This window comes from Streptomyces sp. NPDC001709, from assembly GCF_053596375.1.
Window position 1 is genome coordinate 1 of the sequence record NZ_JBSFGB010000069.1, and the last position, 23,887, is coordinate 23,887.

Below are 23,887 nucleotides of genomic sequence, written 5' to 3' on the forward strand. Positions count from 1 at the left end.
CGCTTGCGTTCCTTCGCCTTGTGGATCTCGTCCTCGCCGATGGGGCAGGGCACGGCCCATGGCCCCCAGCGGGCTGGTTCTTCGGCTGCCCACTGCGCGATGTCGAGGTAGAAGGCCCGTACTCGCATGAGTTCGTCCTTGGCACTGAGCCGCGGACTGGAGACCTCGATGCTGTTGCCGTCGGGGCCAGTGATGGTGCGTTTCTCGACCTTCAAGTCCTCCTTCCAGGCGCGAGTCACTGCCGGTGGCAGCCGCAGCGAGTCGGTTCCCGGCGCGAGGGCTTCGATTCGGGCCCAGAACAGGCCCGCGAGCGTGCGCGAGATCGCGTCCAGGCTGGCGAAGTCCAGCGAAGGCTGCCGCTCCCTCAGGTAGTCCACGATCAGATCGCGGACCGGCCGGCACTGGATGCGGTAGCGGTCCACCAGCTCCTCGATGCTCAACTGGCCAAGGGCAAGGCCGAATGCCCGGATCGTTGCCGGGGCGTTGAAAACGGGCCTCGATGAGCGCATCCATTTCTTCGATCTCCGTGTCCAGGGTCAGCACGCCCTTCGCGATCCGGGCCAACATGGCAGCGGCCAACTGCTCGCCCGGCAACGCGATGTGCTGGGCATCGGCCGCTCCGACAGCAGTTTCGGCGAGCGAAGAGGCGTTCTTGACGCCACGGTTCTTCAGCCAGGATTGAAGGCGACGGACGCCAATCCGGCGGATCGCTCCTGGCGTCTGATAGCCGGGTGTGTCCTGAACATGGATAGGAGTTGGTAGTAGGGCAGCTTCGGGAAATGATGCTGTGTGAGAGATGAAGGATTTTGGCCCTTCAGAGTCGCTCTGTGGGGGAGGCTCTAAACCATCTTATGCCGCGTTAGCTGAAGACTGTCGTGGTGAGCGATAAGGAAAAGGCATCCAAGAGGTGTCAGGTAGGGACTGGGGAGACGAGCGCAAGCGAATCGCTGCTGACGTGTCGAAAACAGATCAGATGACATCAAAACCGAGGCACTCTGGTTTGGCTCGGGATAAGCCTGACGGGAGCCCACCTACTGGTCAGGCGGTGTCCAGCATGAAGGCGACGTGAGCCCAGTCTGCTGCTCTCGCATGGAACAGGAGAAGGCGTGCTCCGACACCGTCCACCCAGCATGGGTGGCGAGAGGGAGCGCCCCAAGCGGCCGAAACCGCAAGGGGTTGAGTACCGATGCGGGGTGCGCTGGCGGACCGGCTCGTAGTAGTGACGAAGCCTCTGTAATGGGGGTGGAGCGAAGGGGCCGGGTCATTCGCGACCGAGTGTCGTATCAACCAGAGGTATCTGGGAGGAATTCGATGGGCCGGTTGAAGTCACAGGCCAAGCCGTTCGAAATCTCGAAGTGGGAAGTGAAGGGTGCGTGGGGGGAAGGCAGGGCCAACAAAGGCGCCGCGGGTGTGGACGGTGAGTCCATCGACGAGTTCGAGAAGGACCTGAGGAACAACCTCTACAAGGTCTGGAACCGCATGTCGTCGGGCTCGTACTTTCCCTCTCCGGTGTGCGCGGTGGAAATTCCCAAGCCCCACGGCGGTGGCATGAGGATGCTCGCCATTCCTCGTGTCGCCGACCGGGTGGCGCAGACCGTTGTGGCTCGGCATCTGATGCGACGGGTGGACCCCATCTCGGGGTCGACGACGAGGAAGTCCGGGAACACCAGCGCGTCGTCCGCTGGTCCACGAGCCGGGCCATCGAGCTTGTCGACGAGTCCGGAAAGCGTCCGACGCAGAGCCGTCCGTCGAACCTGCGATACCCGCTTCAGTAGTGGGATCGAATCCTTACCGGGGGGTTCCTGGCCGTGCTGTGTGGTGGGGTTCTTCCTGATCAACGCCACGCGGTACAGGGGGAGGAACAGGTGTGTGGCGGCTCGTCCCAGACCGTCCGCTCACGCATGCGGGGCGTTCTCACCTGCGGCGGAGTGGGCGTCTCTGGGCAGGGCGGAGGGGTGTACTCATCACGCCGCAACCGCCGTTACCTGCGGCGTCGGCAGTCAAGCACATCGTCCCCGAACTCCGTGATCAACAAGCTCATAGCCAACGCTGTGGCAACAGCGGCGGAAGGTCCGCCACCGGCCGTGCTCGTCGTCAATGCGCTGCTGACCCAGGTTGAAAGGCCGGTGCAGAACAGTCCCAGGATGCGAAGTCCTGACGAACCGGGTCGGTGTATCGGGGGCAGGCCGGTGTTGCTGGAAGGGACGTTGTACAGGCGTGCTCTACCAGTAGTGGCGTCGGCCGCCGACCGCGTGGCCGAGGGAGCCGAGAAGGAACAGGACGACTCCGATGAGGAGCAGGATGATCCCGATTGTCCACAGGATGCCGATGTTCAGGACGAATCCGACGACGAGCAGGATGATGCCAAGTGCGATCACGGCATTCTTCTTTCTCTCCGGCCGGTGTGCCGGCCGCTGTGAGGCGGGATGCCGTTCACTTCCTGGACCCGTTGCGCCTCGCCTCACGGGTGTGTTTGTCAGGTGGTGAGCAGGCGGTTGAAGAACGAGCGATAGTGGCGCAGGGCCCTGCGCAGAGCTTCGGTGTCGACCTGCTCGCCTCGGCTCCACTGCTCTTCGAGGTTCTTCTTGTGCTCGTCGAACGTCGCGGCGAGCGTCTGCATGACCTTGGCGACCAGGTTGTCCGCGGCCTGTACCGCCTGGCGAGGATCGTCAACGAAGGCACCCTGGATGTTCTCCCACTCCTTACGGAAGCCTTCCTCGTCCTGCGATGTCAGCAGTTGCGGCATCTCGTCGGCGTCTGTGGTCCGTGCGCCCGCCGCCTCGTGCGCCGCGGGGGTGGCCTCGTCGCGAGACGCGAGGTCGTCGGCCGCATCCGTTCTGTCGCCGCCCTCGCTCGGGTAGACCGGGGGCGGTGGAGTGGTGTTCGACGCTGCGTCGGTCTTGCGGGGCTGGGCGAGGTCCTCCGTGGACAGCCCGCTGTCACGAGTGTGCGGTGTGTCGTCGCGTTGCATGTCTCCTCCGTGTCGTTCGGTCCCGGCTGCCCGAAGGTCAGGCCGGGGCGTGGCGGGTCTGGCCACCGTCGGAGAGAAGTTCGTCGAACAGCGCCCGGTAGTGCACCATGGCGCTGCGCAGTTGCTCGGTGGTGGCCTTATGATTTGCGCTGAGTGTGTCGATCTCGTGAGCGGCTCGGTAGTGCTCGAGGGTGCGGCCGTGCTCGACGGAGAGATCCTTGAGCTGCTGGCCATAGCTTTCGGTGGGGTAGCCGCGGTCGTGCATCAGGGAGGTCACCAGATGGTCCGCGTCGTGTACGGCGTCCTCGGGCCGGTCCACGAACTCGTGCTGCACATTGTCCCAGTCCCGTGAGTAGCGCTCGCGGAGACGGTCGGGCAGAGGCTTGATGTCGAGTTTGTCGTGCCGTTTCTCGCGTGCGCTGAGTTCCCGCTCGGCGGCGAGTCTGCTGTCGGCGCCGTCGACGGTCCGTTCGTACTCGGGGCCGAAGCGCTGTCGTAGAGCCCGGTGCCGCAGGAACAGAGCCAGGGCCGCGGCGATCAGCACGACGACCACTGCGACGGGAATGACGATCGCCAAAAGCGTGCCGGTAGACATCTGACCGACCTCCTCATGGATGGGCGATATCCGCCGTGTTCCCAATTTGTGTTAATTGGCCCTTCACAGTCGGGTTTTGGGCCTCTTCCCTGCGGCAGTCGCCGACGCATGAGGTCCGGAACGCAAGCCCGGCTTCACGCATCGGACCCTCAAGACCGACCCCAGTAGCTCAGATCCCGCCGGCCCAAACCTCCCTGACGGCGAATGCCGGTCCGCCGCCGGTGTTGCGTGTTCTGGCGACGGCTGCGGTGAGTTGCTGCTGGACCGGGTCGGGCAGGGGCGCGCCTTGGACGGTGGTGACGACGTCCTCGGCGAGGCGGTGCAGTTTCGTGTTGGTGTTCTGGGACGCTGTGACCAGTACCTGCCACGCCTCGTCGGGGTTCAGACCGAAAGAGGCCATGAGGATGCCGCGTGCCAGGTCGATGTCCGGGTGGGTGCGCAGCGCGCGCCTCAGCTGGACGACTTCGGTCCGCAGGAGGTCGTCGTCGGTTTCTTCGCGCGGTGGCCCGGGCCTTCGGGCGGGCGGGTCAGCATGCTGGTGGGCGGGGGAGAACAGGCTGTGGGTGTCGGTATAGGTCAGCAGTCGTTCGACGGCGGGGCTGGCCGTGGTGACGGTGACGGTCTTCCCCGCCGCGACTGCGTCGCGGCGAGCGGCCAGCAGCACGTTGAGTGCAGAGCAGTCCGCGAAGTGAAGTTCGCTGAGGTCCAGGTCCACACCCTCGGCCGACCGCATGATTGCATCGCGCAGGGCGTGCCGGAGGCTCTGGCAGTTGTCGAGGCAGAACTCTCCGCTCGCGGTGACGGTCACGCGGATCCCGGCCAGCCCTGCCTGCACCGGCAGCGCGCCGGTGGACGGTGGTGTCCGGTCGGCTTCGTCGCTGGCGAGCGGTGTGTCCGGGGACGGTAGCGTCGTCATGCTCGCCTCCTCCCGTCCTCCGGGTTGTTCTTCTCCAGGCTCAGCCGCCTCTACGTGACACGTCAACCCCTACACGAATTTATCTTCGTGTTTTTGGGTGCGTGAACGTGTGGTCGTAACATGGAGTCGTGACAGAAGTCCATGGAGTGCCCGAGCCGCACACGGGGTGGACGTTTCTGACCAATCACGCGCGCGTGCTGGCCAGCATCGCCGACAACCACCACGCGCGGGTCCGTGACATCGCGGCGCGCTGCCGGCTCACGGAACGGGCCGTCCAGAAGATCATCGCGGACCTGGAGCAGGACGGATACCTCTCCCACACCCGCCACGGCCGCTCCAATCGGTACAGCATCGACCCGGACAAGGTGCTGCGCCACCCGGCCGAGGAGGGCGTGACCGTGGCCTGCCTGCTGTCGATGCTGGCCAGGGACGAGGACGAACGCCACGGCGCCAGCGACCATGCCCGGCCCGGTTCGTGAAGGGATACGGTCCGCCGCGACCTACGAGTTCTGCCCGCCGGTCAGGGAATGAGCCGCTGGTTGGCTGTCCGACGACGAGGAGACCGTGATGGAACCTGTATGCGACGGCGCGAGGGCCCACCCATCGGACTCCCTCTAGAGGTCCTTAGAGATCGTCTCAACTGGCTTGATCACTAGGCTGGCGGCCGTGATGGCGATGGTGGAGCGGCTGGTTCCTCACCTACCGCTGCCCGACGTGCAGCGCGATGGGCAGGCTCCTGCACGGTCAGTGCCCCCGCTGTCGGGCTCTGCAGGAGCTCGGCGAGACGTTCGCCGGCCCCAATGGCCAACGCTCGCCCCAACTGGCCCCGCTGGCCGAAGTCCTGGAGCAGTGCGAGCAGCCGTACTCCCTGGTCCTCTACCTGCGACGGCCTGGCGGTCAGCTGATTCGCGATGGCTAGTGGCGACCTGGAATGCTCACACGAGGCCCTGGACGCCCTGCGTCAGACAGCGTCTGTTCAGCATCTACGCGGGCTGCTCGTACTTGCCGAAGTGCTGGAGCCGCGCGAGGAGCAACTTGCCCAGTTCAAGCGGGACATCAAGGTGTGCCTCGACAAGGTGACGGACCCGCACGACAAGACTGTCCTTGCCCGATACGCACGCTGGCATCTCATGCCCCTTGCTCACCACCACCTCGAACGATCCGGTCTCAATCGATTCCAGCGCGAGCATCTCCGCCGCAAGCTGCAAACGGCACACGTGTTGCTCACCCACATTCGCCGTCGCGGCAGCACTCTCGACAGCGTCACCCAGACCCTCGTCGACCGATGGCTGATCGCAAACAAGCCCCGCCAGAACCAGGCCCGCTCCTTCTTGCTCTGGGCCGCAACCTGCAACTTGATCCCCCAGAACGTCGCGATCGCCACCGCGGCCAGGACTGTCGACCGGTCGATCATGAGCGATGCCGACCGGATCCTCACCGCTCTCCGCCCGGAGACCGACGAGTCCGAGCACATCACCGACCGTGTCGCCGGCTGTCTCGTGCTGCAATACGGGCTGCGAACCGACCGACTGGTGAGCCTCACGACCGGCCACGTCCTGGTCCACCCAGAGGAGCCCGGCGTCCTCGGTCTTCAACTCGGCCGAGACCCGCTCTGGCTCCGGCCGCGACTGTCGGCATTGCTCCAATGGCTGATCAACGAACGGCGCCCACTGACCGCCCCGCTCAGGACCCGCGAGACGCCCTACCTCTTCCCCGGCCTCCGCCCTGACCAGCCCATGACCTCCACCACCATGCAGAGACGACTGACCCGCCTGGGCATCACCAGCACCAGCAAGGCCCGCAACGGGGCCTGGCTGGCCATGGTCGGCGCCGTCCACTGGAAGATGCTCGCCGATCTCCTCGGCCTCGCCGACGGCACGGCCCACAACTGGCACAAGCTCAACGGGGGAGACCGCGCCAGCTACGTCGCCAGCCGACTCAAAGCCTCTCAAGCACCCCCGGGGCCCGAGTAGACACCAGCCCGGGCACTTGACGTCCTAGCCATCCATCACATGTCAGGCCGGGTTGTCCGTCGTTTCCGTCCGGTCGGGATGGAAGATTTCCTCGATGGTCAGGCCGAAGACGTCGGCGATGGTGAACGCCAGAGGCAGGCTGGGGTCGTACCGCTCGGTTTCGATGGCGTTGATGGCCTGCCGGGAGACGTGGCACCGGTCGGCCAGGTCGGCCTGGCTCCACCGGCGAGCTGCACGCAGTTCGCGTAGTCGATTCTTCACGATGCGCCGTCACCGGTGCAGGCGGGTACGCAGGTCCGCGATCGTCAGCCAGAGACCCACGCCGCCGAGGAGGATCGCCTCCGCGAGCTGATGCAGCTGGATGACGCCAGCGGCATCGAGCAGGGTAGCCACTTGCAGTCCCACGAGGACTGCGGCGAACGCGATGGCCATGCTCTCCAGCTGAACCCTGCGCAGGTATTCGTCCGCGCGCCGGAACGCCCGCCACAGCACCCAGACGATCGCGAGGGTGAAGACGGCGGTGGCCGCGATCCACCACGCCTTCTGGCTGGTGCTCTGATCGGGGTTACTGCCCAGCGCCAGGGCTATCACGCCCAACGTGGACACGGGTATGCCGTCGATGAGTACAGCGCGGCGGGCCGCGCGCGTCACCTGGTCCTGCTCTACCTGCTTTGCCATGCGACGACTGTAAGGTGCCCTTTCCATCAAGTCAAGCAACCTTGACTCGATGGAAAGTACGCCTTACATTTTGGCGATGTTGAACGACAGACGGCTCCTGACCCGCCGGGCGCTGCTCGGCACCGCCGTAGCGTCAGCCATCGCTTCCGTCCCGATGGCCACCGCGGCATCCGCCCAGTCGCGACCCGCCGCTAACTCACCGGCCGCCGCCAACCCCACGCCGACTCCGGTGCGGCTCACCCTGCCCGCACCAACCGGTCCGCATCCCCTGGGTACGATCGCGGTGCACCTGATCGACCGAGCGCGCGTCGATCCCTGGCAGGATTCCCGACCGGCTCGGGAACTCATGATCCAGCTCTGGTACCCGGCACGCGCCGCCCATGAGCACCCGCCCGTGCCGTGGATGTCACCCGGCGCCGTCCCCTTCTTTGAGCGGGAACAGGGCATCCCGTCCGGCACGCTGCTGCTGCCGACCACGCACGCCCACCTGGCCGCCCCGGTGGACCACGGCCGGTGCGGGAGACCGGTCGTCCTGTACTCACCGGGCCTGCGCAGCGACCGCAGCCTCGGCGCTGTTCTGATCGAGGAACTAGCCAGCCACGGCTACCTGGTCGTGGCCATCGACCACACCTACGACGCCGACCAAGTCGAGTTTCCCGGCGGCCGGGTGGAAACCTTCGCCATTACCGGCGACATCGACGATGCCCTGATCGCCAAGGCCCTCGCTGTCCGCACCGCGGACACCCGGTTCGTGCTGGACCAGCTCACCGCGCTCAACGCCGGACACAACACCGACGCCGGACGGCGCCCCCTGCCACCCACCCTCACCGGCGCGTTCGACCTGTCCCGCGTCGGCATGCTCGGCCACTCCCTCGGCGGCGCCACAGCTGCCGCAGCCATCCGCGCCGACCGGCGCCTGCAGGCCGGCGTCAACCTCGACGGCAGCCTCCTGCCGCCTGTCACCGCCGGCACCGACAGGCCATTCCTTCTCTTCGGCAGCGACCCCGGCCCAGGCCCGGAGGATCCCAGCTGGGATCAGTTCTGGACCAGCCAGTACGGCTGGAAACGCGAACTGGCCCTCATCGGCTCCACCCACACCTCGTTCACCGACCTGGAAACACTGCTACCCCAGGCCGCGCCCGCCCTCGGGATGACGCCCAGCCAGGTGACGCAAGCAATCGGCACCCTCGACCCGCCCCGCGCCATCCACGCCCAACGCGACTACGTACGAGCATTCTTCGACCTTCATCTACGCCACCTCGACAACCACCTGCTCCAGCACCCCTCACCCCGCTACCCGCAGATCCGGTTCCTCCGATGAGGCACCCGCCATCCCCGCACCACGGTCACCCCTTCAGACCTGCGGTGATCCCGAGCTGAATCGACGACACCTCGGGCGGCCCGCACCCGCCATCGAGGCCGGCGGCCCGGCACCCTGATGGCGACTCTTGAAAACGGCTCTGACCGCAGTTCCGTGAATGCCCAGGTCAGCGGAGGGTACCGGGGATCGTTTCGGCAGGAACGGCCGTTGGGTTCGCGCCGGGCCATGGGTCCGGCTTTGAGTGCGTCGGTACCTCTGCGACCGTAGGGGGCGAATTCACCTAGTCCGGAGAGGTGACAGTGCTCATGCAGGGGAGCCGGAGCGCGCTGTCCACGTCGCGGACCGTGCTTCAGGCGCCCGTTGACCGTCGGGGGGGGTCCGCCCAGGGTGGGCGGCTCGGCCGGCGTGAGAATCATGGCGACCAGATGGTCGAGCGCGGCTGAGCAGCCGGGGTCGTGGAGTTGTGTCTCTGGGGCATGGGTGCTCGGACCGGCGGGGCGTGAGGAAGGGCCACGACGGCCAGGCGCTGTATCAACGGCAGGTGCCGACCTTGGAGTTCGGGCCGCGGCTGCCGTGGCGAGTGCGGGTCTGCTGGCGGCTGGGGCCCTGCACGCGGTGTGGGCGTTCTCCCCCTGGCCGCTGGACTCGCGGGGCGAGTACGCGGCCGCCGTGGTGGGGGTGGAGGAGTCGCAGCTGCCGTCCCGCCCGCTGACGCTGGCCGTCGCGGGTCTGCTGGGCGTGGCCTCTTGGCTCGTCGTCACCGGCGCCTGGCCGGCGAACCGTCTGACTTCCTCGCGCCTGGTCCGGGGCGGGCTGTGGACGATCTGCGGTGTGTTGTCGATGCGCGGGCTGGGTGGCCTGGTCGCCTCGGGCTTCGCCCTGGGCGAGGCACCGCACGAGTTCCGGCACTGGGACCTGCTGCTGTACTCCCCGCTCTGCATCGTCCTCGGCGGCCTGACCGGCTACGTGGCAGCCTGGACCCGGCGCCGCCGCATCAGCCCTCGGAGCCAAGCCTGACCCACTCTGCCCGCCGTTCGGGCGTCGCTGGTGGAGTCTAGCCACTCACCGGTATCTTGCTGATGAGAAAGTACTTGCCATCGATCACTCCCCACACGTCAAGGGTGTATTTCTTTCCCTTGGTGAGGTTCTTGCTCTGCCACGGGCTGCAATAGCCGGCGGTGTGCCCCTCCGTCGTGGCTCCGAGGGCTTCATTCTCCACCTTTACGTAAATGCTCTCTCCGTCGGCGCGGGTGTCGCAGACCCTAACCGAGTCGCCGAAGGGATAGCAACCACTCGGGTTTTGGTTCCAGTCCACCCTCCCGATATGGGGCTGTATATCGTTGATGGGAAAGGATGAGTAACACGAGACTCGAGGTGTAGCATCGGCTGCCTATGCCGACATGGCGGGAACCATCAAAGTGCAAAACACCGACACGGCAATTATCGCCGCGCTCCGGTGGAATTTATTCATCGCAATACCCCGTTTCTTCACTTGTGCTCCACATTTGGCGCGCACAGCCTATTCACAGGTACCGCGAAGTCGCTATCGGATTTCAGCCAATGCTTAGCCGACTATTTTCAGTCGGCATGCACTTTTCAATTGTTTCATCCTGTTTGGGTGATTTCTGTGCGAAGTTCTGGTGTGAGTGCGGATTCTGCTTGCGCTCGGTGGGCAGCTTTGGTGCCGAGGCCAACCGGTTCGCCAGGGAATATGGCGTGGCCTTCCGCACGGACCGGGCAACGGGAAACGTGCGGCTGTAGTGGCCTGGCTGTCGGCGCAGTCGAGAGCGGTGACTCGCGGACGACCGCTCCGCGGCGTGGATCGGCGCCCGTGCATCGTGTTGACGAAACGTTTGACGCCCGCTGACCCACAACCTCACGCAGCTGCCCCGGCACCACCAGAGGCCGGCGCATTCCCGCGTTGGTCGATCGATGCCGACGTCAAAGGCCCTTCAGAACGCGCTCAAGCGCCGACCGGCCTGCGGTCCTTGGAACTGCATATCGACATCCGGTGGCTCCTTGACCGACAGGAAGAACTACTCGGCAAGGAACTCGGGGTCGTCCGGGACTACTCGGGCCTGGTGGCCGCCGTCGCTCGGCACTGCGTGAACACACCACGACTGGAGATGGGCGAGCCCGACGCCTACTGGCGGGCTGCCGCCCTGCTTGAGCAACTGGTCTTGCTACGTCCGCTGCCAGCCCGCAACGCGTATTTCGCGTATGGCGTGGCGGTGGCGTACATCCGGGCCTCCGAGAAGGAGATCGACGACTCCTTCGAGCCGTGGCGGGACCTGATCACCGACATTCGCGCGCTGCGGCTCACCGTCTACGACATCGCCGACCGTCTCAGGGCCGCGTCGTTCAGGTGATGTGTCCTGGTTGATCACATGATGCCGAGGGTGATCAGTGGACGGTTGGCGTCGCGGGTGTGGTGGCGGAGTCCAGCGGCGATGTTCGTCTGGTTGCCGAGTCGGAGAGCGCCGATGGCCAGGTTGCGCAGGGATGCCATGGCACGTGGAGCGGTGCCGGTGCGTACGCGGGAGGCGTCCTCGGCGTACGTGGTGTCCCTGACCAGGCCTCATGGAAGGGGATGAACTGCGGATGGGTTGAACCGGGATCCTTACTGTGCGCCAACGTAAAGCGAACATCCCCTGCGTACCCTGGCATTTTCGCCGCCCAAGCGGAGCCGACCTCCCCTCTTCGCGAGGGCCTGTGTCGGCCGTGGGAAACCCTGTGAAAGGATCCGCTGGCATGTCATCTGTCATGTCGTCTGCCATGCCTTCGTCGCCCACGGGCCCCTCAAGAACCGGTCGCCGTCTGCTGGTCGCCCTGCTCGCGCTGCTCGCGACAGCAGGCTCCACCGTGGCCGAGGCCGGCACGCCGTCCGGCCCGGTGCCCGGCGCCGCGGTGAGAGCGGCCGAACCCGCGACGCCCGACCGCCCCAGCTACGACGTGAAGCTGCGCGCCGACGCCGACGGCTCCCACTGGGCGGGCCGGCAGACGGTGTCCTTCCGCAACGCCTCCAGCCGGCCCCTGCGTGAGGTGTACATACGCCTGTGGGGCAATGGCGAGGACGGCTGCGGGACATCCGGAAGACCGTCCCCCGTCCGCGTCTCCCACGTGCGCGGCGGCACTCCGGGCCGCCCCGGCGTGAAGTGCACGGCGCTGCGCATCGCTCTGCCGAGGCCGCTCGCACGCGGTGAGCGGACGGCCGTCTCCTTCGACGTGGCCCTCACCGTGCCCGCACGCAACAACCGCTTCGGCCGCGAAGGCGCGTTCCGCTTCCTGGGCAACGCGCTGCCGGTCCTCGCCGTGCACGACGCGAGGGGGTGGCACCTCGATCCGTATGTGTCGTACGGCGAGAGCTTCTACACCCTGGCGAGCGACTTCCGGGTGCGCCTCGACCACCCGTCCGCCCTCAAGGTCCCGGCGACCGGCAGCACATGGACCCGCCCCGGCGGTACCGGGCGTACGGTCACCCACAGCGTCGCCAAGCGGGTGCGGGACTTCGCATGGGCGGCGGGCCCGTTCCGCACCGCGACCCAGACCTCGCCCGACGGCGTGCGCGTGAAGTCGTACTGGTCGCCGAACACGCCCGCCGCCGGTGTCCGCCTCAACCGCAAGGACGGCGTCGCCGCCATCGACCGGTTCGGCAGGGAGTTCGGCCGCTATCCGTACGGCGAGATCGACCTCGTGATGACCCCCGGGTTCGCCGGCGGCATGGAGTACCCCGGCCTGGTCATCCTCGGCACCGAGGAGGAGGGCGGCGCCACCGTCCACGAGATCGCCCACCAGTGGTGGTACGGCATCGTGGGCAACGACGAGTACAACTCACCCTGGCTGGACGAGAGTTTCGCTCAGTACGCCAACGCGCGCTACTACCGCTGGGACGGGTTCGAGTGCTCGCCGGACGACTCCTGGCCGAGCGCCACCGCCGCGCTCACCAACTCGATGGCCTACTGGTCTACACACCGTGGCGAGTACTTCCAGGTCGTGTACGGGATCGGCCCCTGCGTCCTGGCCGACCTGGAGCACGTCCTCGGGGCCGGCACCGTGGCGCGCCTGATCAAGAAGTACGCCCACGACCACTGGTACGGCGTCTCCACCACCGCCGGCTTCAAGAAGGCCGCACAGTCGATGACGCACAGGGACCTCGGCCCCTTCTGGCGGAAGCACCGCATCCGCTGAAGTCGCACTCCGCTCGCGGGTGACGGGCGTACCCCGTCGGCGCCACGATGACGGTGACCGACGGGGTACGCGGGCAGGGCGGCGTCGTTCCGGCGGTGCATCCGGGTTGATGGGGCTTCAGGAGCTGGGGCAGGACTGCGGGGTGGTCGGCGGGGGCTGACGCGGAGGCAGGCACGACTTCCGGTGATCATGAGGTGTCGAGTCCCTGATCACCACGACGGAAGACCGTGCCTGCCTGCTCATCCTCGCTCATCCCGCGCCCTCTGGGCCAACTCGCCGACACCGCGCCGACCGTCCCCGATGACCTCCCCGGCCTGCTGACCTGCCTGGCTCAGGTGCCCGATCCCCGCCGGGACCAGGGCCGACGCCACCCGCTCGCCTTCGTCCTCTCCCTGGCCGCGTGCGCGGTCCTGGCCGGAGCGAAGTCCCTGGCCGCGATCGCGGAGTGGGCCGCCGACGCCCCGCCCAACGTCCTGGCCCGGCTCGGTGGCCCCTGCCGGGAGCCGGACCGCGGCCCCGTCGCCCCGGCCGAGGCCACCGTGCGTCGTGTCCTCCAACGCATCGACGGCGACGCGCTGGATACAGCCGTCGGAAGTTGGCTCGCCGGGCGCGAACGCGCCGCCGGCCAGGAGGAGAACGACAGCGACCGGCGGCCCCTGCCCTCCCTCGCCGTGGACGGCAAGACCGTGCGCGGTGCCCGCCGCACCGACGGCACCCAGGTCCATCTGCTCGCCACGATGACGGGGACCGGTCTGGTCACCGCCCAGTGCGAGGTGGACGCCATGACCACGAGATCACCGTCTTCCAGCCCCTGCTTGCCCCGCTCAACCTGCGCGGCACGGTGGTCACCTTCGACGCCCTCCACTCGCAGACCGCCCACGCGCGCTTCCTCGTCGAGGACAAGCACGCCCACTACATCGCGCTGATCAAGGGCAATCAGCCCACCCTGCACCAGTGGCTGAAGGCCCTGCCATGGCGGGAAGTGCCACTCCTGGACAAGACGCGGGCCACCGCGCACGGCCGCGACGAGATCCGCCGGATCAAGGCCGCCGCCGTCGCCGGGATCGCGTTCCCACACGCGGTGCAGGCCGTCCAGATCGTGCGCCGCCGACGGATCGTCACCACCGGCAAGGTCACCCTGGAACGCATCTACGGGGTGACCGACCTGACCGCGGAGCAGGCCGACGCAACCGAGATCGCCCGCCGCGTCCGCGGCCACTGGGGCATCGAGAACAAGTCCGCACGATCCCGAGGCCCGCTACAGCCAGAAGGTCACCGCGGCCGGCCAGCGTGACTGGATCGGCTATCGCGATCACCAGACCGAGACCTGCGACGAGGCCGGCCCCAACGTCATCGTCCAGGTCGTCACCCGCCCGGCACCGCAGCAGGACATCGACGCCCTCGACGACATCCACAAGCAACTGACTTACCAGGGCTTCCAGCCGCTCGAGCACCAGCACTGCCAGAACATGGGCCAGCGCATCGCAGTTCTAGAAGGCAGCGGGAACTCGGGAACCCAAATGGGGGTCCTGTCGAACAACGAAATTCGCAGGAACGTCAACCCCGGCGGCCTGTGAGACGCACACGGCCGCGACACCCCACGCGGGCCGTCTCTGGGCCGACCGACGGCGGCCGGCGACGACAGGCGCCGACCACTCTCGCCAGCTCAGCGCGGCGTACGCGTCGAAGAAGCGCGGTAGAGGAGGTCTGTTCCCGCACAGAGAAACAGAAGCGGTGCCGGAAACTCCCGGAGGGGTCGGCGACGCTGAGGTTCCCGGTGAGACGCAGGCCGGGAACGGCGTCAGCGGGGCCGGCCAGAGCGACGCAGGACCCACAGCGCCACGATGGCGGGGACACCCAGCCCCAGGACGTACGCTCCCACCGCTCCGGAGTGGCTCACGCTCAGATGCTGCCCGCTGGCCCGTGCCAGCTCAGCGACGCACCACGTCAGCCCCAGATAGGCGGAGGCGCAGACGGCCAGCCACAGCCCCCGCCGCGCCCACACCTCATGCCCCGCAGCGGCCGAGAGAATCATGACCAGCCCCAGCAGCGCGACCAGGGAGACGGGCCAGCCCCGTGCGGACGCCAGGCCCGCCCCGACGATGAACCACAGCCCCGCTACGCCGAGAACGGTCCTCTTCATCACATGTCCCCTGGAGTCGAAGGCCGGGGAACCCGCAGGCGCCCCGGCACACGATTGTGCAACCTGATATGTAGACGATTTTGTCAAGCGGGCAGGAGTGTCCGGGCTCGTCGGTGCGAGCCTGTGGGCGGTGCTGTGGGACCGGCGGGAGGCCGGTGGCGTGTCGTGCGTCGACGCGCGGTCAGCCTGATATCCGCGGGTTGGTTACCGCATGACCGGATGTTCGTCGGGGACGGAGCCTCCTGTCTACAGCCGAGCGCGGCTCGCCGGAGCGGGTGCTCATAGGGTCCGCGGGCATCGTCCCTCGCGCTGGAACGTCCGGCCTCCCGCCGGCCGATCTGTGGACCCCGTAGGTCAGTCCATCACCGCCAAACTCCAGCACCAGCCCGCCAGTTCGCGGGCCACGGCGACGGCTGCGATGTTGGTGTTCTTCTTCCGGGCCAGGAAGGGCGGTTTGTGAGGAGTGGGCGTGGGACGGTGAACGTCAGTGCTCGCGACGCAGGGAGACGCGCAGGTCCCCATTGTCGTTCCGGCTCAGGAAGAGTCCCGCGCCCTTTACGTTGGTCACGAGTGGCACGATGGTGCCGCGGCCGAGGACCTTCGCAGTATCCGGGCTTTCGTTGAGATCTACCTGCACGGCGGCGGGTTCAGTGCCTTCGGCAGTCGAGTCCTGCTGGACTGCTCCGTACGCGGTTCCATCGTCGCCGATCGAGACGATCACGATGGCTTTCCGGTCGCCACTCTTGGCCAGACAGATGCCCTTCTTGCGCTGCAGGTCGAAGACGACGGGCCCGGCGGCGAGATAGCGGCCGTCGGGTGATGCGACCATGCTGTACTCACGGTACGATCCGTAGTTGCCCGCGTTGATGTCGTTGTTCAGGTCGGAGCCGCAGGTCATGGATGCCTGAAGACGTCCTGTCGCCAGATCGTGCACGGACCACACCGGATTGGCGGCAGTGCTGTCCTCCTTGTCCCGGGTCTCCCAGCCGGCGAGCACGTGGCCGTCGATGACGCCATAGGCCAGCCCGTTGAAGGGAGCGAGGTCCCCGGTCCGCTCGGTACCGCTCGGGCGTACGGAGTCGCTGAACCAGTGACCCACCAGGCCAAACCCTCCGTTGTCCACACCAACCAACGGGCCTTGCGGGGTGGCCGCGATGACACGGCCCCCCGCACAGTCAGCCTGGCCGCACGGGGACAGCAGGTCATCGGGATGGTCATAGGCGGTGCTCTGACCCGTCACCACGTTCACCGCAAACGAACGTGCCGGGTACAGGCCCGAGTCGCCCAATCTGCCCAGGCCGACCAGCACCCGGCCACCGTACGCGGAGACCCGCACCACGGGCTCTCCCTCTACCGGCAGATCGATCTGCCGTAGCGGCTTCACCGACGCGCCCTGCCCGTCAGCGGCGTACACCGCCAGACTGACCACCGCGGTGCCGTCGTGCAGTGCGTCCTTCCCCCGCACGCCTTGGGCGTAGGTGACGATGTACTCGCGACCCTCCTGATCAACAACCGTCACACCTGGCGTCTGCGCCGACTCGCCATCGCTGGGCGTGGGTATGTCCCATGGCGCTGAAGACCACTTGATCCGCCCCGTGTCAGCGGCCCGCACGATGGTGGTGTAGCCGTTTGCAGCCCCCTGAATGCTGGCAACCTCACCGGCGCCCGGCACCGCCACCACGGGTACGTTGGCCGCCCGCTTCGGAATGCCGCCGAGTGCCGTATCCCATCCCTGGCCCGCATCGTAGGCAGCAGGCACGCTCAATTTGGCGAGTGACTTCGCCTGGTGAAAGGGATTCAGAGGGCTGCCGCTGCTGTCCTTGCGGCCGCCGTCTGCCTGCTCGCTGCAGCCCGCCAGTGATACCGCCGCCAGTACCAAGGCTCCCGCCACTGCCCGAACGCGCATGCCGCGTACGTCCCCTTTGCCCCCGTGACGGATCCGCCGGACCGTCGGTGACCATCTGACCGCCGACCGTATTAAGAGACCGGACGGCTCCCAACGCAGGCGCTAACGTCGAAGGCCAGGTCATCGGGGTGGCCAACCTCGCGTTTTCGCGAAGCGACGTCCAGCAGGCGATCAAGTAAGCACGAAGGTCCACTTGGCAGCGGACGGCCGTGCACGGCTCTTGGCGTTCACCATCACTGCGGGTCAGGTCGGTGACGCACCCGCCTTCGAGACGCCATGGCTCGCATCCACGTGCTCCCAAGGCCCCGGCCGCTGATCAAGAACATGCGCCCGGCATAGGGGGCGACCGGGGCAGGCTCTGCCAAGCAGAGCCCGGCTTGCCCGCATGGTGTGCGGGCAGCTGCGGGAGCTGGGCAGCGGGGGTCGCGGGCCATGCGACTCGAGATGTGCTTCAAGACAGCTGTAGCGGCGGCCCGACGCGTCACAAGCCGCGAAGGACCTGCCGTGTCATGCGGATAAGTGGCAGGGCTGCGGCCGACTCGTGCTCGCGTCCGTGGCCGCGGGGCACGATGCGGTCGCCCACTGGCGGGGCGGTTCGCGCCCGCAGGCTCACCGCGTAAATTTGCCGGTCATCATCAGGTTCCGGAGAAGCTCTCAGTTCTGTTGGTGCTGGGTGTGCTTGGGGTGCCGTCAGCTGCGCTCAGGCGTCCTTGGGGACGTCGTGGCGGGTTGCCTGGCCGAACTCGGTCTCCAGGCGGCCCAGCAGGTGGCTGAGCAGCACGTTGAGTTCCCTGAGGCCCTCGGGGGAGAGGGCGTCGGCGAACAGGCTGTGCTCTTGGGCGGTGCGTTGCTGTGTGGCGGCACGCCAGCGGTCCTGGCCGCGCGGGGTGAGCCGGACGGGCTTGCTGCGGCCGTCGGCCGCAGCGACGGACTCGATCAGGCCGGCCTGGGTGAGGCGGGCCAGGCGCACGCTCATCGTGCCGGAGGTGATGCCCAGCTGGTGCGAGAGCGTGGTGGGGGAGGCCTGGTAGGGCGGGCCGGAGCGCTGCAGGGCCGAAAGTGCCGCCCAGTCGCCTGCGGTGAGTTCGTTGTCGGTGGCCACCTGGGTGAGCAGGCGGTCGAACAGCCTGGCCATGCGCCCGATGCGCTGGCGGGCGGCCTCGGTCGCGGGATCGACGCCGGGCATGTCGGCGATCCACCGCGACAGTTCGGCCTCCACTGAGTCCTGTGGCTTGGGCGGCTGCTCGAATCCGGGCACCTTTGACACTCCCTTGAGTCTCAAGATAAATTACCTTGGCACTCAAGATAACCACATCAGGAGGGCTCGTGACAGACACGTCCACTAACGAGGACACGCAGGGCTTACCCTGGGCCGGGCTCCTCGCCCTTGCCGTCGCCGGATTCGTCACGGTGCTCACCGAGACGGTCCCCGCAGGCCTCCTGCCCCAGATCAGCAGAGGCCTCGACGTCTCCCAGGCCACCGCCGGACAACTGGTGACCGTCTACGCCGCAGGGTCGATGCTCGCCGCGATACCGCTGACCGCACTCACCCGCCGCTGGCCGCGACGCCCTGTGCTGCTCGCCACCGTCCTTTCCGTGGTCGCCGCCAACGCCGTCACGGCCGCCTCACCCTGGTTCGCCCTCACCTTCACCGGCCGCCTCATCGCCGGACTGGGCGCAGGCCTGCAGTGGGCGATGATCGCCGGATATGCCATGCGGATGGTCCCCGAAGCCAGCAAGGGGCGGGCACTGGCCATCTCCATGGGCGGCGTCCCGGTAGCCCTGGCCGCCGGCGTCCCGGCCGGCACCGGGCTGGGCACCAGCATCGGATGGCGCTCCACCTTCGCCGTCATGGCCGCCCTCGGCCTTGCCGTCACCGTATGGGCGCGCGCTGCTCTCCCGCCGATCGCCGCGGAAGCCGCCCACGAACGCGTTCCGGTCAGGCGAGTCCTCACACAGCCCGGCATCGCCGTCCTGATGCTGATCGCCTTCGCCTTCGAAGTCGGCCACATGAACATGTACACCTACATCGCCTCGTTCCTGTCTTCCTCCGGCCTCCAGGACCGCGTGGACATCGTCCTGCTCGTCTTCGGTATCGCCTCCATCACCGGGCTGTGGCTGACCGGCATGCTCATCGACCGCCACCTGCGCGCCGTCGTCCTGACCAGCTTCGCCGCCTTCACCGCCGCCATGGTCCTGCTCGCCACCCTCAACTCCAGCCCCGTGACCACCTTCGCCGCCGTCGCCGTGTGGGGCATGGCCCTGGGCGCAGCCCCGACGATGCTGCAGGCGGCATCGGCCCGAACCGCCGGTTCGGCCATGGAGATCGCCCAGTCGATGCTCGTCACGATGCTCAACGCCGGCATGGCCGCAGGACCCCTGCTGGGCGGCGCCCTCTACGCCGCCCAGGGCACCAGCCCGCTGCCCTGGACCAGCCTCGGCGTCTTCGCCGCCGTCCTGGCCCTGTCCTTCGCCACCGGCCGCACGGCCTTCCCGCCCCCCACCACCCGCAGCGACACGCCGGCCAACAGCCCCGCACCACAAGAGCAGCACACCGAAGCCGTGGCCACCCCCACCCGCACCACCGGCTGACACCGCCCGCTGCACCAGCCCTCACCCCCGCCCGGCCGGCCAAACCTCAACCTCCAGCACCCACCACGTAGGAGCGCCCTGATGCCGTCACAGCATGCCGACCCCACAGCCACCAAGGTGTGGTTCATCACCGGCACCAGCACCGGTCTGGGCCGCGCACTCGCCCACGAGGTCATCGCCGACGGCGACCGCCTCGTCGCCACCGCACGCGACCCCCAGACCCTCAACGACCTGGTCGCCCTCGCACCCGACCGCGTCCGCGCACTGCCCCTCGACGTGACCGACCCCACCGCGGTCCGCCTTGCCGTGGACACCGCGCTCAAGGAGTTCGGCCGCATCGACGTCCTGGTCAACAACGCCGGCTACGCCCTGCGCGGGGCCCTCGAAGAAGTCTCCGACGCAGAACTGCGCCGCCAGTTCGACACCAACGTCTTTGGAGCACTGGACGTGACACGTGCGGCCCTGCCCGCCATGCGTGCCCAGCGCTCTGGCTGCATCGTGCAGATGTCCTCGGTTGGAGGCGTCTTCGCCACCCTGGGCGGAACTGCCTACGCGGGAACCAAGTTCGCCCTCGAAGGACTCTCCGAAGGACTGGCCGCCGAAGTCGCCCACCTCGGTATCCACGTCCTCATCGTGGAACCCGGCCCCTTCCGCACCGATTTCACCGGCCGTTCCGTCCGCTGGGCCAACCCGATCGACGACTACCGATCTGCCCTCGGCCCGGCCAAAGAACAGTTCCTCGCCATGCACGGCACCCAGCCGGGCGATCCAGCCCGCGCAGCCCGCGCCATCATCACCGCCACCGGTATGGAAAAGCCCCCGCTGCGCCTGCCGCTGGGCGCCAACGCCGTCGACCGGATTCGCGAACGGCTCCAACTGCGTCTGCAGGAAGTGGACGCGACCGAACCCCTCGGCCGCCCGACCCACTTCGACTGACCATCCATCGCAACAGCCTCCCGCTGCAAAGCGCCACCGCGCGCCCACGCCGCGTCAGCGGTTGACGCACTTCTGTCTGTCGCGAACCGTGGCCGCTCGCGGTCACACGGCAGGCGCTGAGAGCGGACACAGCGCTGCTACCCATGGACGGCGCCCCACGGAGAATCCCCCGTCTCGGTGGGGCGCCTTGGGCGCTCTGCCCTCCGCTTGATCTTTCAGATAGGAACTGCACCACCGTCCGGGATGACGGCCAGGAGCGCGCCGCCGGGCTGCTTCCTTGCGACACCGCGGAGTCTCGCGGCTACGACAAGCCTGCGATGCGTGATGAAAACCGTCCTCGTTGCAATCCATCAACGAAGAGGATGTCCCAGACCCGTACGGTGCAGTCATCACCGCCGGTGACGGCAACGGGCCGATCCTCCAGCAGTGTGGTGGCTACCGCCCGCACCCCGCCGTCGTGGCCGGTGAGAGTCCGGCTCAGCTGTCCGGTGTCCAGGTCCCAGACCTGGACGGTGCCATCGCCACAGCCGGTGATGGCCGCCGGACGGCCCTGCAGCGTGCACGCGGCCAACGCGGTCACCCCCTGGGTGCAGAGCGCGTCAGTTCCGGGATAGTTACGCTGCTCGCCGGTGGGCATGTCCCAGACCCGCAGCGTCTCATCGCTGTTGGTGACGGCGATTGGCCGGCTGTCCAGCACCGTTGTCGCGACCCAGTCCACCTCTTCCACGCCGTCGTCCCAGTACGGGTGCTCCAATGGGCGGCCCAGCAGCGCATTGCCGCACAGGTCCCAGATTCGCACGATGCCGTCGTCGCTGCCGGTGACTGCGACGGGACGGCCTTCCACCATTGCCGTCGCCACGGCCGTCACCGGGCTGCTGTGACCGGCCAGCGGGTGACCCACCGGTGTGCCGCTGCGTAGATCCCAGATCCGCGCCGTCTCATCGCGGCTGCCGGTGATGGCCACCGGTCGGCCGTCGAGCTCGGCAGTGGTCATGGTCTCCACGGTGCCGTCGTGACCGGTAAGGGGTGGCCCCAGTGGCGCCTGGGAGTGCAGATCCCAAAGTCGGACGGAGCCGTCGTCGTGGCCGGTGACGGCGACCGGACGACCTTCCAGGTCGGCTGTCGCCACGGCCGTCACCAGGCTGTGACCGGTGAGGAAACCTCGCAATTGAGGGCTGGTCTGGGATCCCGTGGCCCACCGTACGCGCAACAGGAAGAGGCCTGAGGGCGGGTCCGGGGGCCGGGCCAGATCCGCGGCCAGCTGCCGGGCACCCCAGCGGGCTGCGTTCAGGCTCAGCAGCCACCGGCGCAGGTCCGGTCCGGCCCCGGCGTTCGGCGACAGGGAGGTGCGATAGACCGCCGCTGCCACGCGGGCTGGTGCACTGCGCGCTTGTGCCAGCAGGGGCAGCAGCGCTTGCGCGTCGGCATGGACCAAGAACTCCGTGTCGGTCAGCAGCTCATCGAGCTTCCCGGTCTCGGCGGCCTGACGGGCGATGCCGGTCAGCATGGCCGACTCTAGCCGGGACCAGGGCGGTGGGGAGGACGGCGTGTTCAGCGAGCACCTCCGGCTTGGCCGTCCAGGCCGGTAACCGCCCGCCGGCGGCACGGCATCGGATCGCACGGTCAGCATGCGGGATCCGGTCGGCAGGTGCACCGCGACCCGCGGGTCCGGCGGTCTCACGATCCCGGGGTCGCTCATTCGGAGGAGCCCGGCACGCACTGGGTGCCGGCCTGCCGGGCAGGGCAGGCGGGGCGTCCGGACACGTTGCATACTGCCGCGACGCCATGTTCAAGCACCTGGGTATCAGCCGACGCACCCTGGAGCGCCACATCACCGTGCTACGCGAACTCGGTCTCCTCGCCTGAGTCGTCCACGGAACGCGGACCAACACACGTCCCCCCGACAGCGGCGAATGGGCTGGCACCGCCACGATCTACGCCGCCGTCGTACCCCGCGCCTGGGACGACGCGGCCGGACACCGCATCCGCGGCCACGGCTATCACGCCCGCCACGGTTGGCTTCACCGCTCGCGGCCCCGCCTGCGGACCAGCGCTGGCCGGGCCCACCCGCTGGGTGTACGAGCCGAGTCGGCCACTGCGACCGCTCCGGTGGTACCCGGGGGGAGAGTAAAGCGGCGGACGAGCGGTGACGGTTCGGGCCCGGAGGCGGTGCTCGACGCGTTCGCGTCGGCAGACGTGAGCACGGGCGGGCGTGCCAGGAGCGGAGGGCGGGCGGGCGGTCGGTCGGGAGCGAGGGAGGCTTGACATGGGAATGCGGCCCGAAGGGAATCTCCTCGGGCCGCAGTTCGGAATCTGTATACGCTTTCGCAGCTGGCCTGCGCGCCGGTGTCCAGCCGGGCCCGGCCCGGAACGAATCAGGGGGACCAGATGACCACCACGAAGACCTCAAGCCCGGCAGTATCAGTGCCCGGCCGTACGCCGGGCGCCCCCGTCGCGCTCTTCAGCGACGAGGCGTCCGCGGTGACGAGAGCCGTGCCCGGCGCGGCCCGGAACTTGCCGCGGCCACTGGACACCCTGACCTGGCAGGAGCCCCCCGCCCTGGAGGACGTGGACGACGACGCGCGGTGACCGCATGGTCAGCGGCACGTCGCCTCTCGCCGCTCGGCTGATCCGCCCAGGCCGCCCCACCGCGGTCAGCGGTTGTGCCAAGCAGAGTGGTCCTCGTTCCACTGCTCCCGGGCTCGAGCCCGCTCCACTTTTGCGTCCAGGCGTTCGATGCGCGTTCCGTCCTCGATGTGGACATCGGCGTGCGACGAACGAGTGTGGTACCGGTGACGTTGGCTGACCATGACCACGGTCCGGGCGATACCCGACTGGTTCGGCATCGCCATCGCCGTCGACACGAAAGGCCCCGCTGGGCCGCCTGGCACCGAGATCCAGTCGTCCTCGCTGGCCTGCCATGGGGAGATCACGTCTCCTCCCTGGGGGCCGGTGCCCGAGGGAAGCCCTGGCGGGTGCCGGTTCAAGACCGGCGGTCTGCCTGGCGAGCGCCTCCAGTTCGAAGACGGCCACCTGGAAATTGTCCCCGGGGGCCGTCATCTGCCCAAGCATGGCGAGCTCTGAGGCCACCCGGCGCCAGTCCTCCGCGCGGTCACCGGTGATGCTCCGGTCCGTGCGCAGTGTGGTGAGGGTGCGGGTAACGAAGGCGTGACGGGCGCGTTCTCGGCCTGCGGTTGGCCTGGGTCCGCGAGGCCGAGCGCGGCGCTCCGCCACCGGTCCTCGCCTTCGCCCAGGGCCTGTGCCTCGACCTCGATGCCGTCACCGCCGGCCCCACCCTCGACTGGAGCTCGGGCATCGTCGAGGGCCACGTCAACCGCATCAAGACGATCAAGCGGACCATGTACGGCCGAGCGTCGTTCCGCCTCCTCCGCACTCGGATACTGCTCCGATCATGACCTGGGGATTTACGGAATCGCGGTCTGAACCATGTAATGGTCCATCCCGATTTCACCGAATTCCCCATGAGGATGACGAAGTTGGGCTTGAGGGTCCTGGCCATCACGAACACGCACATGTCCCTCGACCTGCACCACGAGAGGTCGATGGACGCACCTGATGGCAAGGAGTTTCAATGACCGAGTCAAGCCGTTTGCGGGACCGGAGGAGCTGGTGTGAACAGCCGGTTGTCCCGAAGCAGCGCCCATAGG

Annotated in this window: 25 protein-coding genes and 3 pseudogenes; 14 read left to right on the plus strand and 14 right to left on the minus strand. The window is 67.9% G+C overall.

Going from position 1 to position 23,887, the window contains the following annotated elements:
• Positions 1-440: pseudogene (locus ACWC0C_RS45320) on the minus strand (site-specific integrase); the annotation flags it as partial.
• Here ACWC0C_RS45320 and ACWC0C_RS45325 point away from each other — a divergent pair.
• Positions 433-762, plus strand: a complete 330-nt coding sequence (locus ACWC0C_RS45325; protein WP_450870810.1) for a hypothetical protein — start codon at positions 433-435, stop codon at positions 760-762. The pseudogene ACWC0C_RS45320 and the gene ACWC0C_RS45325 sit on opposite strands and share 8 nt — an antisense overlap.
• 1,460 nt (positions 763-2,222) lie before the next feature.
• On the opposite strand, the gene ACWC0C_RS45330 is transcribed toward ACWC0C_RS45325, so the two are convergent.
• The 4 genes from ACWC0C_RS45330 to ACWC0C_RS45345 all read right to left on the minus strand — a co-directional run bounded on the left by ACWC0C_RS45330 (position 2,223) and on the right by ACWC0C_RS45345 (position 4,482).
• Complete coding sequence (locus tag ACWC0C_RS45330; RefSeq protein WP_099053157.1) at positions 2,223-2,378, minus strand: DUF6131 family protein; 156 nt, start codon at positions 2,376-2,378, stop codon at positions 2,223-2,225.
• A gap of 98 nt (positions 2,379-2,476) precedes the next feature.
• Positions 2,477-2,971: a hypothetical protein gene (locus ACWC0C_RS45335; RefSeq protein ID WP_450870812.1), complete on the minus strand. Its 495-nt coding sequence runs from the start codon at positions 2,969-2,971 to the stop codon at positions 2,477-2,479.
• 37 nt (positions 2,972-3,008) lie between these two features.
• Positions 3,009-3,566 carry a hypothetical protein gene (locus ACWC0C_RS45340; RefSeq protein WP_450870814.1) on the minus strand — a complete coding sequence of 186 codons (558 nt, stop codon included), beginning with the start codon at positions 3,564-3,566 and terminating at the stop codon, positions 3,009-3,011.
• Positions 3,567-3,735: 169 nt separating this feature from the next.
• Positions 3,736-4,482 carry an ANTAR domain-containing protein gene (locus ACWC0C_RS45345; protein WP_450870816.1) on the minus strand — a complete coding sequence of 249 codons (747 nt, stop codon included), beginning with the start codon at positions 4,480-4,482 and terminating at the stop codon, positions 3,736-3,738.
• 128 nt (positions 4,483-4,610) lie between these two features.
• On the opposite strand from ACWC0C_RS45345, the gene ACWC0C_RS45350 reads away from it, so the two are divergent.
• Positions 4,611-4,961 (plus strand): helix-turn-helix transcriptional regulator, encoded by a 351-nt coding sequence (locus ACWC0C_RS45350; RefSeq protein WP_331743949.1) that lies wholly within the window; start codon positions 4,611-4,613, stop codon positions 4,959-4,961.
• A gap of 432 nt (positions 4,962-5,393) precedes the next feature.
• Positions 5,394-6,455, plus strand: coding sequence for a hypothetical protein (locus ACWC0C_RS45355; RefSeq protein WP_450870818.1), 1,062 nt, complete (start codon positions 5,394-5,396; stop codon positions 6,453-6,455).
• 42 nt (positions 6,456-6,497) lie between these two features.
• Here ACWC0C_RS45355 and ACWC0C_RS45360 read toward each other — a convergent pair whose 3' ends face one another.
• Positions 6,498-6,716, minus strand: a complete 219-nt coding sequence (locus ACWC0C_RS45360; protein WP_398290990.1) for a helix-turn-helix transcriptional regulator — start codon at positions 6,714-6,716, stop codon at positions 6,498-6,500.
• Positions 6,717-6,725: 9 nt separating this feature from the next.
• Entirely contained in the window at positions 6,726-7,133 is a 408-nt protein-coding gene (locus ACWC0C_RS45365) for a hypothetical protein (RefSeq protein WP_450870820.1), read from the minus strand.
• A gap of 76 nt (positions 7,134-7,209) precedes the next feature.
• On the opposite strand from ACWC0C_RS45365, the gene ACWC0C_RS45370 reads away from it, so the two are divergent.
• Positions 7,210-8,454 carry an alpha/beta hydrolase family protein gene (locus tag ACWC0C_RS45370; protein WP_450870822.1) on the plus strand — a complete coding sequence of 415 codons (1,245 nt, stop codon included), beginning with the start codon at positions 7,210-7,212 and terminating at the stop codon, positions 8,452-8,454.
• A gap of 573 nt (positions 8,455-9,027) precedes the next feature.
• A complete protein-coding gene (locus ACWC0C_RS45375; protein ID WP_450870824.1) occupies positions 9,028-9,471 on the plus strand; it encodes a DUF3995 domain-containing protein in 444 nt (147 codons plus the stop codon).
• 37 nt (positions 9,472-9,508) lie between these two features.
• On the opposite strand, the gene ACWC0C_RS45380 is transcribed toward ACWC0C_RS45375, so the two are convergent.
• Positions 9,509-9,769, minus strand: coding sequence for a hypothetical protein (locus ACWC0C_RS45380; protein ID WP_450870825.1), 261 nt, complete (start codon positions 9,767-9,769; stop codon positions 9,509-9,511).
• A gap of 673 nt (positions 9,770-10,442) precedes the next feature.
• On the opposite strand from ACWC0C_RS45380, the gene ACWC0C_RS45385 reads away from it, so the two are divergent.
• A complete protein-coding gene (locus tag ACWC0C_RS45385) occupies positions 10,443-10,823 on the plus strand; it encodes a toxin Doc (protein WP_450870827.1) in 381 nt (126 codons plus the stop codon).
• Between the two features lie 14 nt (positions 10,824-10,837).
• Here ACWC0C_RS45385 and ACWC0C_RS45390 read toward each other — a convergent pair whose 3' ends face one another.
• Positions 10,838-10,963, minus strand: coding sequence for a hypothetical protein (locus ACWC0C_RS45390; protein WP_393484908.1), 126 nt, complete (start codon positions 10,961-10,963; stop codon positions 10,838-10,840).
• Positions 10,964-11,229: 266 nt separating this feature from the next.
• Here ACWC0C_RS45390 and ACWC0C_RS45395 point away from each other — a divergent pair, with 266 nt between their 5' ends.
• The 3 genes from ACWC0C_RS45395 (at position 11,230) to ACWC0C_RS45405 (ending at position 13,936) form a co-directional block, all read left to right on the plus strand.
• A complete protein-coding gene (locus ACWC0C_RS45395) occupies positions 11,230-12,642 on the plus strand; it encodes a M1 family metallopeptidase (protein WP_450870829.1) in 1,413 nt (470 codons plus the stop codon).
• 227 nt (positions 12,643-12,869) lie between these two features.
• Positions 12,870-13,568, plus strand: a complete 699-nt coding sequence (locus ACWC0C_RS45400) for a transposase family protein (RefSeq protein WP_450870831.1) — start codon at positions 12,870-12,872, stop codon at positions 13,566-13,568.
• Positions 13,484-13,936 carry a hypothetical protein gene (locus tag ACWC0C_RS45405; protein WP_450870833.1) on the plus strand — a complete coding sequence of 151 codons (453 nt, stop codon included), beginning with the start codon at positions 13,484-13,486 and terminating at the stop codon, positions 13,934-13,936. The genes ACWC0C_RS45400 and ACWC0C_RS45405 overlap by 85 nt, the downstream gene beginning before the upstream one ends.
• A gap of 507 nt (positions 13,937-14,443) precedes the next feature.
• Here ACWC0C_RS45405 and ACWC0C_RS45410 read toward each other — a convergent pair.
• Together ACWC0C_RS45410 and ACWC0C_RS45415 are read right to left on the minus strand one after the other, a co-directional pair.
• On the minus strand, positions 14,444-14,785 hold the full coding sequence (locus ACWC0C_RS45410; RefSeq protein WP_450870835.1) for a hypothetical protein: 342 nt from the start codon (positions 14,783-14,785) through the stop codon (positions 14,444-14,446).
• A 484-nt stretch (positions 14,786-15,269) separates the two neighbouring features.
• Complete coding sequence (locus ACWC0C_RS45415) at positions 15,270-16,691, minus strand: hypothetical protein (protein WP_450870837.1); 1,422 nt, start codon at positions 16,689-16,691, stop codon at positions 15,270-15,272.
• A 175-nt stretch (positions 16,692-16,866) separates the two neighbouring features.
• On the opposite strand from ACWC0C_RS45415, the pseudogene ACWC0C_RS45420 reads away from it, so the two are divergent.
• Positions 16,867-17,000, plus strand: a pseudogene (locus ACWC0C_RS45420) (IS5/IS1182 family transposase); the annotation flags it as partial.
• A gap of 391 nt (positions 17,001-17,391) precedes the next feature.
• On the opposite strand, the gene ACWC0C_RS45425 reads toward ACWC0C_RS45420, so the two are convergent.
• The gene (locus tag ACWC0C_RS45425; RefSeq protein ID WP_450870839.1) at positions 17,392-17,949 is read right to left on the minus strand and encodes a MarR family winged helix-turn-helix transcriptional regulator; all 558 of its coding nucleotides are present in this window, start codon (positions 17,947-17,949) and stop codon (positions 17,392-17,394) included.
• 68 nt (positions 17,950-18,017) lie between these two features.
• On the opposite strand from ACWC0C_RS45425, the gene ACWC0C_RS45430 reads away from it, so the two are divergent.
• Both ACWC0C_RS45430 and ACWC0C_RS45435 read left to right on the plus strand, forming a co-directional pair.
• Entirely contained in the window at positions 18,018-19,283 is a 1,266-nt protein-coding gene (locus ACWC0C_RS45430) for an MFS transporter (RefSeq protein WP_450870840.1), read from the plus strand.
• Between the two features lie 81 nt (positions 19,284-19,364).
• Positions 19,365-20,219 carry an oxidoreductase gene (locus tag ACWC0C_RS45435; RefSeq protein WP_450870842.1) on the plus strand — a complete coding sequence of 285 codons (855 nt, stop codon included), beginning with the start codon at positions 19,365-19,367 and terminating at the stop codon, positions 20,217-20,219.
• A gap of 301 nt (positions 20,220-20,520) precedes the next feature.
• Here the strand turns inward: ACWC0C_RS45435 and ACWC0C_RS45440 are convergent, their stop codons facing one another.
• On the minus strand, positions 20,521-21,726 hold the full coding sequence (locus tag ACWC0C_RS45440) for a WD40 repeat domain-containing protein (RefSeq protein ID WP_450870843.1): 1,206 nt from the start codon (positions 21,724-21,726) through the stop codon (positions 20,521-20,523).
• An 881-nt stretch (positions 21,727-22,607) separates the two neighbouring features.
• Between ACWC0C_RS45440 and ACWC0C_RS45445 the strand changes: the two genes are divergently transcribed.
• Positions 22,608-22,808, plus strand: a complete 201-nt coding sequence (locus ACWC0C_RS45445) for a hypothetical protein (RefSeq protein WP_450870845.1) — start codon at positions 22,608-22,610, stop codon at positions 22,806-22,808.
• A gap of 65 nt (positions 22,809-22,873) precedes the next feature.
• Here ACWC0C_RS45445 and ACWC0C_RS45450 read toward each other — a convergent pair whose 3' ends face one another.
• Positions 22,874-23,152, minus strand: a complete 279-nt coding sequence (locus ACWC0C_RS45450) for a hypothetical protein (protein WP_450870846.1) — start codon at positions 23,150-23,152, stop codon at positions 22,874-22,876.
• 267 nt (positions 23,153-23,419) lie between these two features.
• On the opposite strand from ACWC0C_RS45450, the pseudogene ACWC0C_RS45455 reads away from it, so the two are divergent.
• A pseudogene (locus ACWC0C_RS45455) lies at positions 23,420-23,635 on the plus strand (transposase); the annotation flags it as partial.
• Positions 23,636-23,887 lie beyond the last annotated feature (252 nt).